Origin of the sequence: Grimontia sp. NTOU-MAR1 (assembly GCF_035758505.1) — a bacterium.
In the GTDB taxonomy this organism is placed as follows: Bacteria; Pseudomonadota; Gammaproteobacteria; order Enterobacterales; family Vibrionaceae; genus Enterovibrio; species Enterovibrio marinus.
On sequence record NZ_CP142108.1, the window covers coordinates 500,617 to 513,476 of the forward strand.

Sequence of the window (12,860 nt, forward strand, 5' to 3'; positions counted from 1 at the left end):
AAACAATGGTTATTTGAATGACTTGTGTGGGAAAACGTTGCGGATACGTTGTTGCACCTTGTGGTCTATATCTTTCGATAGAACCAGCTTGGCAGGATTAAAACGGTTTCGATACACCTTGATGGTGCCGCTGAAAGGCGTTCGCTTGTTGATTTCTTCACAGTCATGAAGAAAACCATGAGGGATTTTCCCTTTCTTATTAACAAGCTGGCCGTCCTTAAACTTGATAAGAATAATAGGACGGTCAACCAAAAGATAAGCAAATAAAGCGATAAAGCTGGCTGCGAGAAAGTACTCCATGCAGACTCCTTACATGTCGAGCAAACTACTCAAATCCTTCTTCAGCGCATCTACTTTCTTGTTCGCATTCTGGGAACGGTTGGCTTCACCAATCAGGTATTCAATCGTGTCCGAGAGCGTCGCATCGAGTTCCTGCGCTTTCAAAGACAATTTTTCCCAAACTCGGAAGTCCAGGTCAATCGACTTTTTGCGAGTGTGCTCTTGTTCAGCATTAAAGTGACGCTTACGCTTCGCACGAATCGCCTGCTTGAGCTTAGTATCAAGCTCTGAAGACATATGTTCGCCGATCCATTCGATCACTTTTGTAGGCTCGTGTTCGAGCGCTAACAGTGACTTCACCGCAGCTTCGACCTCGCTGGTGTCGACATAACGCGTAACGTTCGCACCTTCTTTATACTTTTTGACCAGATAGCTCCATTTCCATCCGGCTTCGAGGTTTTCAAGTTGTTGATATTTCATAATTCGAGTTTTATTTGGTTGAGAGCAAAATAAATGTGAAATACAGTGACAGCGTAACAGCAGTTTACTTTTTAATCAAATTAACTCTGCGTATCTCTTTGATCTTTTCTATTCAGATATCAAAACTGAACCCTTTTGTATCGAGGCTCTATTCACTTCGTTTCTTTAACACCGACAACTGGTTATCTTCGCTACTTTGAAGGAGCGTATTCATTTATACTCATCGGTAATTAATACAATGAAAAAGTTGATACCCAAACGTATGCAAGAAGTTTCCTGGCAGTCCGTCGTGCCGCAGTTTTCTCATGTTGAAGCGCACATTCGTCAATACGCCGCTATCGAAGCGACCTCTCCTTGTACATTGCAACCGAGATTAAAAAGCAGCATTGAACGTCTCGTTCATGAGCATCACTTCCCGCGTCTTCTTCTGGTGACAGCGCCAGATGTTTATGACTACCTTAAATTGCTCGAGAACATGGCGAAAGCGGCGCTACCGTCAGATGATATGCCTGTGGTCATCGCAGAGAATATCGATGAAGTTCAGCTGTTTGGCGCAGTGTATCCGAACAACTCGGATGTGACAACGTCACGGACTGTAAATGGTCTCCTCCATCAAGCAAATGGCGGCGTGCTTCTCATTTCTCTTGGCTGCATTCTTGCCCAACCCAACGTTTGGAGCCGATTGAAGTCTCTACTTTCAACAAACAAGCTTGGCTGGAAAAGCGCAAAACCAGATGTTTACTGCGAGCTACCACCACCTTCAGAAATTTCCGTCAGAGTTATCGTCGTTGGCGATCGCGCATTGATGTCTGACTTTGAAGCTGGCGAACCTGAATTACATGGTTTGGCGAGCTACGCCGAATTCGAACAGGACATGTATCTTACTGAAGAGAACGTGGGTACCTATCTGTCGGTGCTGAAAGGTCATCAACAAGCTTTCGGTATCAAACCTCTTGATCCAGAAGCCGCTCAACGTGTGATGCAGGCGGGTGCAAGATATACCGAAGATCAGGAGAGATTGCCGCTCTGTCCGCTTTGGACCCAAACCCTGCTTCGTGAAGCAGATTTCCAAAGTAGTGGCGAGACCATTGTGGCGGCAGACGTAGAAGCGGGCATCGAAGCTAAATACTTCAGAGAGTCTTACCTGCCATTGCGTGCAGTCGATGACATCCACAAAGGTCAGGTATTCATTGATACCCGTGGCGAACACATAGGTCAGGTAAACGGCCTGACAGTCATTGAAATGCCGGGCCACCCGATGGCTTATGGTGAGCCGGCACGTATTTCCTGTGTGGTTCATTTTGGTGACGGTGACATCGCAGACGTCGAGCGTAAAGCAGAACTTGGCGGCAACATACACGCCAAAGGCATGATGATCATGCAGGCGTTCGTTAGCGCTGCGCTGGACCTGGACGAGCCACTGCCATATTCCGCCTCCATTGTGTTTGAGCAATCTTACTGTGAAGTAGACGGTGACAGTGCTTCCCTTGCTGAGCTTTGTGCGTTTGTCAGTGCCCTGTCCCAAACCCCAATTAATCAGAGCATTGCTATCACTGGTGCGGTTGACCAGTTCGGCCGTGTACAGGCCGTTGGCGGTATCAACGAGAAAATCGAAGGCTTCTATCACATCTGCGAGCATCGCGGCCTGACAGGCGATCAGGGCGTTATCTTGCCCAAGACCAACCTAAACGCACTGTGCTTGAGTAAAGAGGTCACTGAAGCCATTCGTGACGGCAACTTCCACATCTGGGCAGTTGAGCATGTAGAGGAAGCTTTCCCGCTCATCACTGGCCTTCCATTTAGTGGCGATGAAAATGAAGAAGATGACGTGGAAGCTGAGACACTTCTAGGCAAAATCGCTCAGAGAATCGATGTCTTTCATCATGGTGAGACCCGTCACACATCCTTAATAAATAAGCTTAAAAACTGGTTAAAACACAACTGATCCGAGTTGTTTAGCTTACACGTGTACGCTAATCTGCTCCTATCTTTTTGCAGGAGCAGTTTAATGCTAATGAAACGCCACTCTTATGACAGAGACGACCTCCTAGCCTCTAGCCAAGGAGAGCTTTTCGGCCCAGGTCGTCCACAACTTCCAGCACCTAACATGCTGATGATGGATCGCATTTCTAACATCACGGACGAAGGTGGTGATCACGGCAAAGGCTTTATCATTGCCGAGCTAGACATTACTCCAGACCTATGGTTCTTCGATTGCCACTTCCCTGGCGACCCAGTCATGCCTGGCTGCCTAGGCCTTGACGCAATGTGGCAGCTAGTTGGCTTCTTCCTCGGATGGGTCGGTGGTGAAGGTAAAGGTCGTGCACTGGGTGTGGGTGAAGTGAAATTTACCGGTCAGATTCTGCCTACCGCAAAGAAAGTAACTTATGAGATCCAGATGAAGCGCGTTATCAACCGCAAACTGGTGATGGGTCTGGCTGATGGCCGTGTGCTGGTGGATGGCAAAGAAATCTACGTAGCGAAAGACCTGAAAGTAGGCTTGTTCCAAGACACCTCTTCTTTTTAAGTCGATATCGACACGCCAAATTCTAAACCGCCTCCGGGCGGTTTTTTGTTAATGGTGTTTTACCTCCTCTCCTGTCCCCTAACAAGCTAAACGCTAGCCACTATCTCTCAGTAGCGATGTAGAAGTAGGACCAATGCCATTTAGTTATAGTGCATTAAGCGATAAACAAAAGCCCCGTTTTCCGGGGCTCATGTATAGTTTGGTGTGGGTTAAAAAGTTACTTCAGCATCGATACTTTCGTATCTCGACCTTCGCGCCAACCTCCTAGCCATTGGCTGCGCGCGTCCATGGCTTGATAGGGACATGTCTCAGAGGATCGACCGTTTACACCAGCTTGATAGCCTTTTGCTTGTGCTCGCTCTAAACGATCTCGCTTCTGTCTTTTCATATATTCGCCCTCTTATCCTAAGATGGTTGTATCTTTTCAGTGAGGTTTCATCCAAGTTGATCTTTTATGACCCTCACTAATTAAGATTCACGCATGGTTAATAAATAATCAAGCATCGAAAGGCTCATCCAATATAAATTTGTGAAGGTGAGCCAGAAAGTGAAATTACTTTTTACGGCGGAAAATTCCACCCAGAGCTAACAAACACAGGCCAATCAAACCGATACCACCGCCGCTACGTTTGATGGCATTTTTATCTTCTGGGCGAGGAGTAATGTCCCCGGACTGGCGAACCAATTTCACAGCCACCAGCTCTTCTGTGCCACTACACAGAGCATTAGCCGCCACAGAACTATAGCCACCAGCGCAGTAGAAGGCAGAAGCTGCAATATCGCCATTTGCTGAAATATCAAACGCTTCAGCAATGCGGAACTGGTTATTGTTGCCTGTTGGGTTGCCATCGTTAGTCAAGTCATCCAGACGCCAGCCGCGCTTGCCATCAAAATCAGGGCTCAAAGTGCCATGCGCATAGATGTAACCACGTTGGCGACGGGACCGGTCACGTGAGTTCTCAATATCAACCTTACCTACCAACTCGCCATTGTCGTTGATAGCTGCTGCAGTCGCGTTGTACCCATTAAAGAACAATGGGCTTTGTGACGGCCCCAATAACGTGGTCGAATTACCCTTGTTGATAAAGACGGTTTCTGCATAAGCACCGTTATTCAATCTTGCATTCTTCGCCACACCAACAACAATACCGTTATTGTTGATGTCGGTTGCTTCTGTATAGCGGTAAATGATGTCGCCGCTTTGACGGATGTTGATGCCCGGAATTAGTGCCATATCCCAACAACGTTTCGTAGGATCGCTTTCCAGGTCAGTTAAGCACGTTGAAAAATCGGAAACCGGCGAGAGTTTTACAGCACGGGCGTAAAAGCGACTGTCGTTATAGGTGTTGAAACCAACCATTGTTGGTGCAGCTGCACCTTCAACCAAAGCGGCAGCATTAACGCTAGCTTGTGCGGTATCGTCAGTATTTCCTGTTACGCCACTAGGGAAGTCAGCAATAATCCGAGCTCGCAGTGGCTCATCAGTGTAACTTGGGACCCAAATCGCTGCTTGGTTAGTAAACTGGTAGTACTGACAAGCGCGGTCCGTCCAACTCACTGTTGAAGAACAGCTATTTAAGTTGTTCAACCCTGAATCTTCCGGCGCTTTGTTTCCATTTTCTGGATCAGCCATGTTAGCGATAGACGCAGAACCAAACACGATGGTAGTAGGGGTACCTGAAAGGTCTGCAACCACAAATCCCTTTGCATTGGTCTGGCCGATAGTATTGATTACATCGGTAGAGCCTTTTGGCGGTAACAATTCATCTGCACCATTGAAGCCTCTGCGCTGAAACGCCCTAACGTAGTTCGAACCGACTTTGTAATACGGGCTGCTTGAAGCACCAATTGCGTCATTACCGTTTATCGCGTTAATGACTACATTTGAAGAATTCGGTTGAACAGTGCCACTCGGCTGTGTTCCTGAAACACCGGCATCAAAAGGCTCAACTGGATTACCCTCAAGCGCTGCGACACTGTTGCTCGTAAAGCCATTGATCCAAGCATCAATTTCTTTCTTTAAACCGCCAAGACAGTTTTGCTCGCTGTCTTCACTATCACAAACAGCCCCAGTCGCTTGAACGCCGTACCATCTTTCGTCCGCCCAGACGCCACAGGTGTTATATCCCAAATAGTCACGACAGTAGCGATACAAATCGCCCTGACTGTTGATGAAATGCTCTACATCTACCATGTAAGGCAGTTCTTCTGAGTAGTTCAGGCCAACCGGGCCACTCAAACCTTCAACGGCAACCTTCGATGAATCAGAAGAAATAGCTGTTGCTTGAGATGAGTTGCTTGAAGGTGCGTCCATTAACTGAACTTGATACAAGGCAGCATTTGCCACCGCAGGGATACCAGCTACCGCAAGTGCGATAGCTGATAGTTTGAATTTGTTGAACTGCATTACGATTCCTTTTGCATCTCTTCGAGTTCTTCCCATCGTTCAAAGGCGGTTTCCAACTCAGCTTCTGCCTCGCTCAAACGCTGCAGGACAGGCTGGGTTTCTTCCGTGCTTTTCTGGAAGAACGCAGGATCGTTTACCGATTCCTGTATTTGCGCGATTTCATTCTCTAGGTTTTCAATAAGCTGTGGAAGTGCTTCAAGCTCTCTTTGTAACTTGTAAGACAGTTTTTTACCTGGCTTATTGTTATTTGCCTGTTTTTTAGGCGCTTCTTCCTTTGGAGTTTCTTTCGCTTTCGGTTTTTCTGACTCGATGGACTTCAGGTAGTTTTCACGCTGCTGCATCGCATCATGATAACCACCAACAAATTTGCGAATGACACCATCGCCTTCAAAAATCCAGCTATGAGTAACGGTATTGTCGACGAACTGACGATCATGGCTCACCAACAGTAGCGTACCCTGATAATTGGCAAGTAATTCTTCCAAAAGTTCCAGCGTTTCGATGTCCAAATCGTTGGTTGGTTCATCGAGTACCAAAAGATTGCAGGGTTTTAGGAAGATTCGTGCCAACAGAAGCCTATTTTTCTCGCCGCCTGACAGTGCTTTTACTGGCGTACGGGCACGACGAGGGTGGAACAGGAAGTCTTGTAGGTAACCGAGCACATGTCGCTTACGGCCCCCTACTTCTAGTTCCATTTTGCCTTCTGCCAGGTTGTCGATGACCGTCTTTTCCGGATCCAACTTTTCACGGTACTGGTCGAAGTAAGCCACTTCCAACTTGGTACCCACATGGAACTTACCTGAATCTGGGGCGATTTTTTCCAACATCAGCTTCAAAAGCGTACTTTTGCCGCAGCCATTGGGGCCGATCAGCGCGATACGATCTCCGCGCATCACATTGAAACTGAAATCACCAATGATCTTTTTACCATCCCAGTGGTAGTCGATGTCACTCGCTTCAAACACAATCTTGCCCGAGCGCACAGCTTCATCCAGTTGAATGTTTGCATTGCCCTGCACTTCTACGCGATCCGCACGCTCTCGACGAAGCTGTTTCAGAGCGCGCACACGACCTTCATTACGTGTACGACGTGCTTTGATGCCCTGACGAATCCAGGTTTCTTCCTGAGCCAGCTTCTTATCGAATTCAGCATTCTGCTCAGCCTCTACGCGGAGCATCTCTTCTTTGCCTTCTAGGTACTTCTCGTAGTCGCCCGGCCAGGAAGTCAGTTGGCCACGGTCCAAATCGACAATACGGGTTGCCATAGATCGAATAAATGCACGGTCGTGTGAGATGAAGACGATGGCACCTTTAAAATCTTTCAGGAAGGTTTCCAGCCAGATGATGGTCGCCACGTCCAGGTGGTTGGTTGGCTCATCAAGCAGCAGAACGTCTGGATCACTCACCAGCGCGCGAGCCAGTGCCGCTTTGCGCTGCCAGCCACCAGAAAGCTCGGACAGCTTTTTAGTGCCATCCAACTTCAATGCGCCCAGTACCGAAGTCAGTTGGTTTTCGAAGCGCCATGCACCTGAATGCTCAAGTTGCTCCTGAACGCGTGCCAGGCGATTAATGTTCTTCTCGCTTGGGTCATGTTCTATTAAGCCCAGAAGGTCATGATACTCTTTGAGCTGCGCTCCGACTTCTGCCAATCCCTCAGCGACATAATCAACAACACTTCCCTCTGCGTCACGCGGAGGATCCTGCTCTAGGCGGGACACTTTCAGATCTTGTTGGCGGTTAATGCTGCCGTCGTCGAGTTGAACGGTGCCATGAATCACCTTCATTAAGGTCGATTTACCCGCGCCATTACGGCCTACCAAACAAACCCGTTCGCCTTGCTGCAGAACAAACTCTGCGCGATCCAGCAACGGGTTATCACCATAAGCCAGTTGCGCGTTAGTGATATTAATCAATGCCATGTTTTACTAACCAAGTGTTTAAAGCTGAAGAATCGAATGGCCAGCCCAGTTCGTCATTGACTGAGCCGTCATTATTTTGGAGAGAAATCACCGGAATAGTGACACCGTAACGATCAAACAGTGCATCATCAAATGCAATGTCTACAACGCGCAAGGCAGCGGTTTTATCCGCTGCCTGATATAGCGCCAATGCCTCTTCACATAAATGACACCCTTCCGTGCTGTAGAGGATTAAGGCCATTAACCTTCCTTGTGTTTGATAATCCAACAGTTATGAATCTGCTTGTTACGCTCAAAGTCCATCGGGATAGAGCGGTTTGTGATGTTCTGAGCTTGCAGGCCCAGCTCAGCTAACTCGTCAACATCCATTTTGAAGTTACGCTTGTTGTTTGAGAAGACGATTTCACCGCCTCCACGCAGCAGACGCTTAAGCTCAGTCATCAGTTTGATGTGATCACGTTGGACATCAAACGTATCGAGCATGCGCTTAGAGTTCGAGAAAGTCGGCGGATCGATAAAAATCAGATCATATTGGCCTTTTGCCAACGACAGCCACTTCAGGCAGTCTGCTTGCTCAAACATGTGCTGGCGACCTACTTTGCCGTTGAGCTTCATATTGCGCTCAGCCCAAGCAAGATAGGTCTTCGACATATCTACCGTGGTTGTCGATTTAGCACCGCCTACCGCTGCATGAACCGTCGCAGTACCGGTATAAGCAAAAAGGTTAAGGAAATCTTTACCTTTTGCTTTTTCACCCAGCATCTTGCGTGTATAGCGGTGATCCAGGAACAGACCCGTATCGAGATAATCATAGAGATTCACTTCCAGCGTCACACCGTACTCGTGAACCTTCATAAAGCGCTTGGCTTCACCTAACTTCTCGTACTGGTTGGTACCCTTCTGCTTCTCTCGGGTTTTCAGAACCACGTTATTGGCATTCACGCCAGTTACAGCGATGGTTGCGCGAACCATGTCCAGCAGACGACGACGTGCCTTTTCTTCTGGGACGGTTTTAGGCGGCGCATATTCCTGAATAACAATGTTATCGCTGTAACGGTCAATCGCCGCGTTGTACTCAGGCAGGTCTGAATCGTATAGACGGTAACATTCAATACCTTGTTGTTTCGCCCATTTATCCAGCTTCTTAATGTTTTTGCGAAGACGGTTAGTGAATTCAGGCGCCACATCTGCGACCGGCGCTGGCTCACCCTGTGACGTTGTCACCTCACCACGTGCGGTAATGTGATAAGTCTTCATTACACAATCAAGCGCGCCATTACGGAGCTTGTAAGTATTGTCTGCGCGCATGCGAAGGCAACTCAGCAGTTCATCAGAGCCCGAATAAATTGATGCAATAGAGCCTTTAAATTGGCTCTTCAGCTGCACGCCTAACTGGGTATATAACGCGATAAGGCCCGGCGTAGTGCCCAGACGCTCGCCGTATGGAGGGTTACAAATGATGTTGCCCTCTTCGAAGCCTTCTGGACGCGTCAGTTCCGCTGCGTCACCTAACTCAAACTGAATCAGGTCAGCTACGCCAGCACGGCGGGCGTTTGCTTTAGCCGTTTCCAGCACGCGACGGTCATTATCGAAGCCGAAGAACTTGCTTTCGCACTTCGCAGGACCTTTCTTTGACTTGAAAGTTACTTCCGCGTGTACTTCCATCCATTCTTCACGATTGAATGATTTCAGTGCTTCAAAGCCCCAACGCTTGCGTTTAAGGCCTGGTGCCACTTCTGCGGCCATCATTGCCGCTTCAATCAGCAAGGTACCGGAACCACACATTGGGTCCAGCAAAGGCTTATTAAATGTCCAACCACTTTTCATAACCAAGGCAGCAGCGTTGGTTTCACGAAGCGGCGCAGCACCAGATTCTGTGCGATAGCCGCGTTGGTGCAAGCCAGAGCCCACCATATCGATTCCCAGCAAGCCCTGCTCTTTAGAAAGACGCATGTGAATACGCAGGTCTGGTTGCTCACGATCGATGCTAGGGCGATCCAAGTCCGCCTTGACGAAGCGGTCAACAATCGCGTCTTTCACTTTTAGCGCACCATACTGGCTATTGCGGATTTCGCGATTTGTACCGTTGAAATCAACAGCGATACGTTTTCTCTCGCTGAAATATTGTGGCCAGTTAATAGCAGTTGCGCCCAGATACAGGTCCATGTCGTCACGCACTGCGAATTCACCCAGAACAAGAATGAAACGTGACGCCGTGCGGCTCCATAAACAGCACGTGTAAAGAGTTTTCTCATCCGCGCGGAAGCGTACACCGGCACTCACAGCTTTCACGCTGCTGGCACCCATCTTTTGTAGTTCTTCTGCTAACAAGTTTTCTAAACCGCGGGAGGTAATTGCTAAATATTGATTCATGGATATGGATTCTGAGGAATGTTGCGCGCGATTATAAACGAATTCAGACGCCAAGGCTCTATCAAGGGTGATTTATCTCACTATTTTCCTTGATATCGAACGCTATTGTTTTTGCACTGAGGCTGGAGAAATTCACTGAGCGCCACAAGTCATTGAGTGGCTCCAAAAGCGCTTTGCAGAAGAAGCACCTTTCTCTTAGCAGCAATCCAACTCCCACTTTTATCCCTTTATCCGCAACACTAAATTACGTTTCCTCATGGAAACACTGCAAATACCACCAAACAAATACCTCATCTAGCATCGCTTCCACCAAATTATCACTCAGTTATCATAATAAAGTAAGCACACACTTATCCAAAGAGCTTTAAATTTAAAGGTATATAAGTTTCATTTCATTGAACATCATTTCCCAATAGGAAACGCCACCCACCCCGCCAATCTGGTATATACCAAAGGCCAATTTAAACTGAAAATCAGGCAATAAAGGGGGAAACTGCACCCTTATCGTTTATATATTTGAACTAAATTTGGTGTTATTGGTGTGATAAGAGAGGATAAAAAGAGAGCTGATGGAATCTATTTGTGTGACACAAACCACAATAAATATCTATTGAAGATATGTCTTAATTTTCATTTACAGAGGTGCGTCCTTTCTAAACTGTCAGAAATTTTGTCAGTGATTTTGAGAATAACCTTGCCCTTTTTAGAGATCAGTTGACCTTAACAAGACCTTTGTTAAGGACGGAATGAACCACAAAATGTAGTGCTATTGATACCTATTTCAGCAAATCATTACAATTTCGTTTCGTTCTTTTTTCCAGTATTAGACAGAGTGAAATGTCACGATAGGAGGTATTCAGTCATTCCGCTTTCGGAGAAGAAGTACGCAAACAGCTGGTATTGAAAGCATAGGTATACCTATAACACTCCAGAGGTCATCAATACGTTCAATTCCAGGTGAATTTCGCGAGGAGTGGTGAGTGGCATAGATAAGTAGGCGTCATAAAGCCCTCTCTTTGAGAGAGTTGACTGGCGTCATGTATATTCATGTTGATGGGTAGACAGAAAGATAAGCTTGGAGAGAGTATCAGATGTGAATAGAAAGAAATGGGGCTGATAGAAGCCGGTCTATCAGCCCACTAACGCATAATGACCACTGCCGTTATCGTATTGCTGTTGGTATGTCGATAACCGGTCATTCATTACTTTTATAGCTTCGCAAAACCGCATATTTTTAGTGTCGTTCAGCGTAAGCGGTGTTTCGCTGGCATGCATGCACAAAGATGCACAGCCTGCGTTCTCAATCACCAAGAAAGCTTCGCTGCCGTATTCGGTTTTCAGTTCAATAATGGAGCCTAGTTCTGGAGAGAGATCCCCTTCCTGAGCCTGAAAAAACCAGCTTTTAGGTAGAAGCGGTTTATGGAAGCGTTTTGCTGCCACTGCGTTCAAAACAAGTTCGGCCTTTCTAGGGCCAGTTATAGGTAGAACACTTACTGCATCAGAGTAAGCTTGAAAGAGTGATGCGTCGTCGACTGAAAATGGGGTATCAACAAACGCATCGGGGATGAGGTACTTTTTCTCAATAGCTACACGAAACACGATCTCCCGACCCAAATCCAGCATCAGCGTTTGAGCTTCGGAATCGAAGTACCACTTCCACGCGTTATTTGGCTTCAACATCGTTTTCGCTCCTGCGACAACTTGAGATTCGGTCCATGACCATTGAAATTAGAGGTGCTTTCTGGGAAGTGTAATCGGCAGGAGATAAAAAAAAAGGGGAAACAAATTCCCCTCCTCTCTCTATTTACTTAATTTTTCGGCTTAAATATTTCGAACTATATCTTTTACCAGACGCGGTCCGTGGTAAATGAAACCAGAGTAAACCTGAACAAGTTCGGCTCCTGCCATCATTTTTTCTTTCGCCGCCATGACGGAGTCAACACCACCGACACCAATGATTGGCAGTTTGCCATTCAGTTCCTGATGAAGACGACGAATCACTTCAGTACTCTTATTCTGAACAGGTCGGCCACTCAAACCACCCGCTTCGTGTGCATGAGGCATGCCTTCTACCAAAGAGCGGTCAAGTGTCGTGTTAGTTGCAATTACACCATCAATACCATGACGAACTAGAGAGTCAGCTACTTGAACTAATTCTTCTTCACTCATATCCGGAGCAATCTTCAGCGCGAGAGGTACATACTTGCCCTTCTCTTCAGCGAGTTTGTTCTGACGCTCTTTCAGAGAAGAAAGCAGATCATCCAACGCTTCACCGTATTGCAACGAACGAAGTCCTGGCGTGTTTGGCGAAGAAATGTTTACTGCGATGTATCCTGCATGGTCATAAACTTTGTCCATACAAATCAGGTAATCATCTTTACCATTTTCTAGTGGCGTGTCTTTGTTCTTACCAATGTTGATGCCAATGATACCTTCGTACTTGGCCTTCTTAACATTCTCCACCAGCGCATCAACACCATGGTTGTTAAATCCCATGCGATTAACAATACCCTCTGCTGGAAGAACACGGAACAAACGCGGTTTTTCGTTTCCATCCTGTGGGCGCGGTGTCACCGTTCCCACTTCTACGAAGCCAAAACCCATAGCCCCAAATGCATCAATGCACTCACCGTTTTTATCAAGACCTGCCGCAAGGCCAACTGGGTTTTTAAAATGCAGTCCCATGACTTGAACAGGACGAGGAGGAAGATGCTGACGATAAAAAACGTCGAGAGGAGTGCCGGTGAAACGTGATAAGTTCTTCATTGCCAGATCATGAGCATGTTCTGGATCTAACTGAAAAATTGCCGATCTGGCGAGGCGGTACATCATGTAACCTCCAAAAAAAGCCCCGAGTAAACGGGGCTGTATTATT

Annotated in this window: 11 protein-coding genes; 2 read left to right on the plus strand and 9 right to left on the minus strand. The window is 47.1% G+C overall.

Annotated features, from left to right (window positions below):
• Positions 1-9: 9 nt before the first annotated feature.
• Both VP504_RS02300 and matP read right to left on the minus strand, forming a co-directional pair.
• Positions 10-300 (minus strand): DUF3634 family protein, encoded by a 291-nt coding sequence (locus tag VP504_RS02300; RefSeq protein WP_002537093.1) that lies wholly within the window; start codon positions 298-300, stop codon positions 10-12.
• Positions 301-309: 9 nt separating this feature from the next.
• Positions 310-759 carry a macrodomain Ter protein MatP gene (matP, locus tag VP504_RS02305; RefSeq protein ID WP_325892759.1) on the minus strand — a complete coding sequence of 150 codons (450 nt, stop codon included), beginning with the start codon at positions 757-759 and terminating at the stop codon, positions 310-312.
• A 262-nt stretch (positions 760-1,021) separates the two neighbouring features.
• Here matP and VP504_RS02310 point away from each other — a divergent pair, with 262 nt between their 5' ends.
• Both VP504_RS02310 and fabA read left to right on the plus strand, forming a co-directional pair.
• Positions 1,022-2,704 (plus strand): Lon protease family protein, encoded by a 1,683-nt coding sequence (locus VP504_RS02310; RefSeq protein WP_325893965.1) that lies wholly within the window; start codon positions 1,022-1,024, stop codon positions 2,702-2,704.
• 63 nt (positions 2,705-2,767) lie between these two features.
• The gene (fabA, locus tag VP504_RS02315; protein ID WP_002537089.1) at positions 2,768-3,286 is read left to right on the plus strand and encodes a bifunctional 3-hydroxydecanoyl-ACP dehydratase/trans-2-decenoyl-ACP isomerase; all 519 of its coding nucleotides are present in this window, start codon (positions 2,768-2,770) and stop codon (positions 3,284-3,286) included.
• 217 nt (positions 3,287-3,503) lie between these two features.
• Here the strand turns inward: fabA and rmf are convergent, their stop codons facing one another.
• The 7 genes from rmf to pyrD all read right to left on the minus strand — a co-directional run bounded on the left by rmf (position 3,504) and on the right by pyrD (position 12,817).
• Complete coding sequence (gene rmf, locus VP504_RS02320; protein ID WP_082111327.1) at positions 3,504-3,674, minus strand: ribosome modulation factor; 171 nt, start codon at positions 3,672-3,674, stop codon at positions 3,504-3,506.
• Between the two features lie 165 nt (positions 3,675-3,839).
• Complete coding sequence (locus tag VP504_RS02325) at positions 3,840-5,693, minus strand: DUF3466 family protein (protein WP_325892760.1); 1,854 nt, start codon at positions 5,691-5,693, stop codon at positions 3,840-3,842.
• On the minus strand, positions 5,693-7,612 hold the full coding sequence (gene uup / locus VP504_RS02330) for an ATP-binding cassette ATPase Uup (protein ID WP_325892761.1): 1,920 nt from the start codon (positions 7,610-7,612) through the stop codon (positions 5,693-5,695). The genes VP504_RS02325 and uup overlap by 1 nt, the downstream gene beginning before the upstream one ends.
• On the minus strand, positions 7,599-7,853 hold the full coding sequence (locus VP504_RS02335) for a glutaredoxin family protein (RefSeq protein ID WP_325892762.1): 255 nt from the start codon (positions 7,851-7,853) through the stop codon (positions 7,599-7,601). The genes uup and VP504_RS02335 overlap by 14 nt, the downstream gene beginning before the upstream one ends.
• Positions 7,853-9,985 (minus strand): bifunctional 23S rRNA (guanine(2069)-N(7))-methyltransferase RlmK/23S rRNA (guanine(2445)-N(2))-methyltransferase RlmL, encoded by a 2,133-nt coding sequence (gene rlmKL, locus VP504_RS02340; protein ID WP_325892763.1) that lies wholly within the window; start codon positions 9,983-9,985, stop codon positions 7,853-7,855. The genes VP504_RS02335 and rlmKL overlap by 1 nt, the downstream gene beginning before the upstream one ends.
• A gap of 1,131 nt (positions 9,986-11,116) precedes the next feature.
• The gene (locus VP504_RS02345) at positions 11,117-11,665 is read right to left on the minus strand and encodes a cell division protein ZapC (RefSeq protein WP_325892764.1); all 549 of its coding nucleotides are present in this window, start codon (positions 11,663-11,665) and stop codon (positions 11,117-11,119) included.
• A 141-nt stretch (positions 11,666-11,806) separates the two neighbouring features.
• The gene (gene pyrD, locus VP504_RS02350) at positions 11,807-12,817 is read right to left on the minus strand and encodes a quinone-dependent dihydroorotate dehydrogenase (RefSeq protein WP_325892765.1); all 1,011 of its coding nucleotides are present in this window, start codon (positions 12,815-12,817) and stop codon (positions 11,807-11,809) included.
• Between the last annotated feature and the right edge of the window lie 43 nt (positions 12,818-12,860).

What these genes read in the sequence shown, in the direction of transcription:
- VP504_RS02300 (WP_002537093.1), bottom strand. Translation starts at nt 300, where the DNA reads ATGGAGTACTTTCTCGCAGCCAGCTTTATCGCTTTATTTGCTTATCTT.
- matP (WP_325892759.1), bottom strand. Translation starts at nt 759, where the DNA reads ATGAAATATCAACAACTTGAAAACCTCGAAGCCGGATGGAAATGGAGC.
- VP504_RS02310 (WP_325893965.1), top strand. Translation starts at nt 1,022, where the DNA reads ATGCAAGAAGTTTCCTGGCAGTCCGTCGTGCCGCAGTTTTCTCATGTT.
- fabA (WP_002537089.1), top strand. Translation starts at nt 2,768, where the DNA reads ATGCTAATGAAACGCCACTCTTATGACAGAGACGACCTCCTAGCCTCT.
- rmf (WP_082111327.1), bottom strand. Translation starts at nt 3,674, where the DNA reads ATGAAAAGACAGAAGCGAGATCGTTTAGAGCGAGCACAAGCAAAAGGC.
- VP504_RS02325 (WP_325892760.1), bottom strand. Translation starts at nt 5,693, where the DNA reads ATGCAGTTCAACAAATTCAAACTATCAGCTATCGCACTTGCGGTAGCT.
- uup (WP_325892761.1), bottom strand. Translation starts at nt 7,612, where the DNA reads ATGGCATTGATTAATATCACTAACGCGCAACTGGCTTATGGTGATAAC.
- VP504_RS02335 (WP_325892762.1), bottom strand. Translation starts at nt 7,853, where the DNA reads ATGGCCTTAATCCTCTACAGCACGGAAGGGTGTCATTTATGTGAAGAG.
- rlmKL (WP_325892763.1), bottom strand. Translation starts at nt 9,985, where the DNA reads ATGAATCAATATTTAGCAATTACCTCCCGCGGTTTAGAAAACTTGTTA.
- VP504_RS02345 (WP_325892764.1), bottom strand. Translation starts at nt 11,665, where the DNA reads ATGTTGAAGCCAAATAACGCGTGGAAGTGGTACTTCGATTCCGAAGCT.
- pyrD (WP_325892765.1), bottom strand. Translation starts at nt 12,817, where the DNA reads ATGATGTACCGCCTCGCCAGATCGGCAATTTTTCAGTTAGATCCAGAA.